This is a genomic window from Flavobacterium sp. (assembly GCF_044368625.1).
In the GTDB taxonomy this organism is placed as follows: Bacteria; Bacteroidota; Bacteroidia; order Flavobacteriales; family Flavobacteriaceae; genus Flavobacterium.
Genome location: NZ_JBIPPD010000323.1, coordinates 1 through 2,569 on the forward strand (window position 1 = coordinate 1; position 2,569 = coordinate 2,569).

4 protein-coding genes are annotated in these 2,569 nt (G+C 27.8%); all 4 read left to right on the top strand.

What is annotated here, in order from left to right; translation table 11 throughout:
• The first annotated feature begins 368 nt into the window (after positions 1–368).
• The 4 genes from ACIQ2X_RS15625 to ACIQ2X_RS15640 all read left to right on the top strand — a co-directional run bounded on the left by ACIQ2X_RS15625 (position 369) and on the right by ACIQ2X_RS15640 (position 2,301).
• On the top strand, positions 369–740 hold the full coding sequence (locus ACIQ2X_RS15625) for a hypothetical protein (protein WP_396179898.1): 372 nt from the start codon (positions 369–371) through the stop codon (positions 738–740).
• A 74-nt stretch (positions 741–814) separates the two neighbouring features.
• Complete coding sequence (locus ACIQ2X_RS15630; RefSeq protein ID WP_396179899.1) at positions 815–1,216, top strand: hypothetical protein; 402 nt, start codon at positions 815–817, stop codon at positions 1,214–1,216.
• Positions 1,217–1,283: 67 nt separating this feature from the next.
• Positions 1,284–1,850, top strand: coding sequence for a hypothetical protein (locus tag ACIQ2X_RS15635; protein WP_396179900.1), 567 nt, complete (start codon positions 1,284–1,286; stop codon positions 1,848–1,850).
• A gap of 61 nt (positions 1,851–1,911) precedes the next feature.
• On the top strand, positions 1,912–2,301 hold the full coding sequence (locus ACIQ2X_RS15640; RefSeq protein WP_396179901.1) for a hypothetical protein: 390 nt from the start codon (positions 1,912–1,914) through the stop codon (positions 2,299–2,301).
• Positions 2,302–2,569: the final 268 nt, after the last annotated feature.

The window sequence follows — 2,569 nt, forward strand, 5'->3', positions numbered from 1 at the left end:
GCAAATTAACTGAAACAAATAACTGGGGTGTAAAATTCTTTTTTCCTTGCATGCATAAATTTACAAAAAAGTGCTCTTTTCAATGTTTCCTTTTTGTTATATTTGAAGGAGTTGTGCAACAAGCACAGCGGTTTTAAGAAATTGGGGGTTTTGGGCTTAATTTAAAATTTGTTTTGTACTTTTGATTTTCGGTGTTAATCGAAAGTTTCGGGCTTACAAATCCCCAACTTCTTAAAGCCGCGAAACGTTAGCCGTCAGTTTAGCGGCCGATAGAACGAAAAAATAAATCCTAAATTAAATACCGAATATTGGAATAATTATTTCAGAAAATAAAACACAATGTTGAAATTTTAATAAAAACTATCTTTATGAATAAAAAGGAAATACTTGAAAAAATTAGATTAAGAGAAGAAAATAAAAAGAAATCATTTGTTGAATTTGCAGAGGCTGAAAAATTTAATGAAGAAATAGATAAAGTTGGAAATTTTGCAAAAGATACGCCTGTTTATTACAGACGAATTTCTGAAAATAAGTTTTTAGCATTTAATATTCCATTTTATGGTAAAGTAAAAAACGCTTCATTTCAGATAGATTTTTGGGAAATCACTGCTTTATCTGAAAATGAATTTCTAAAAAATAAACTTTTAGATGAAAATCTTAAAACTGTTATGTTAGGTTTTGATTTACAAGAAGATATTGAATTGTACAAAAGTCACGAAGAAGAAATTACATTTGAATAATAAAACCGAACGGCTAACAGCAGTCAGTTTAGCAGATAGTCGTTAAAAAAAATTCAACTTCAAAACTAAAAAAAATGACAAAAAGTGAAAAAATAATTGAAACTGCTGATAAAATATTCAAAATGAATAAACTACAATATTCAGTAGAAGAATCATCAATATTAATTCAATCGCAATACTATAATGCAGAAAAATTATTTAATTATGGTGCTAACATTGGTGAAAATAATATTGATTTACAAATTGAAATCTCTGAAAATATAATTTCAATTTGCAAATCTTTCCATCACAATCTTAAATTAATGCCCGAAAATATTAGTTGGGAAGATCAGAAAATGCAAATTGATAACATTGATCAAATGATTAATCAGGTTGAAAAGTCTTTGAATGTTCTATACCTAACAAAAAAATTCCAAGATGAACCAACATCATTTAATGCTATGCAATTACAAAATCTTATAAATAGTCAAAAATAGTTAAACTCTATCCAAAGTTAAACTTCAGAAAAAACTGTTTTAATTACGAAACTAAAAAAGAAAATTTATGAAAAAAATTAATAGTAATTTTATTTTAATGGTTAATGCTTATTATCAGGCTGAAGCCTATTCTTTAGGAATGATAGCTTCAGGAGTTTTTGGGCAAATTTCAATACAATCTGAACTAGAAACTTTTCGAAATTATATTTCAACGCATCAAATAAAATTGCAAGAGTTATTATTAAAAGCTGAATCAAGTAATGAACTTGGTAAAATTGAAAAAGCGACTATCGCATATGAATTTGAAAAGATTAATTTGAATCACCTATTTACTTATGAAATTGAAAACTCAATAGAAAATTTTAAAAAAAGAGGAGGTGATATGACTTCTTATCGCATATCATTTCAATTAGCTACGGACTCCATAATTGGCTTGGTAGGCAATTTCGTAAAACATTTTGATCACTTGTCCTTGCGAGAATCTACAAGTACAAGTATTGATAGTATTATGAACCAAAATCATTGGACGGGTGAAAATCTTCTTGAGCAAATAAATGACATCCGATTATTAAAAACCGTCTATGGTTACACTGACCATTGGATAAAAGAATATACTTTTCAGATTTTTAATTAAGTACGTACTGTTTCACAATTAACATTTCTGAACGTAAATACAAAGACATAAAATTTAAAATATGGGATTTACAATTATACCAATATGCAAACATTGTGGTTACAAAACAGAATCGATTTCTGTTGGTGGTGGCAGAATGAATCATCTTACTGTTTGTGGAGCACCAGCTTGGAATATAGAAAATAATGAAATTGAAGGAATAAATTTATACAATTATAAAAAAACAATAGTAATTAGAAAAAAATTTCTTTATTTTTTCAATCGTAAAGTTATTGTTGAAAAAATAAATGATAAATATGTTCCATATTATGAACCTAGAATGTTTATTGAAGACAAAGAAATTGGAACACATAATTGGAACAATAAACATTATAAAAAAAGAAAAAACTTCTGTCCTAAATGTAAATCTTTCAATTTAGATTTTATAGATGGCGGAATAATGTTTGATTAAAAATTAGAACAGAAAAAAACCGAACGGCTAACAGCAGTTTAGCAATATGGCGGGTTTTGGGCTTAATTTGAAGTTGGTTTTGTACTTGCAAAGTCAGTGCTTAACCGAAAGTTTAGGCTTCCTTAATCCGCCACATCGCCAAGCTGCAAAACGTCAGGCTGTGAAAAAACCCTCATTTCTTTCAAAAAACTTACTTTCATCAATCAATACTTTCGTTTTAAGCCATGCTAAATTTTGAAGTATTTTCATTTGTTTGAAAAATCAAATG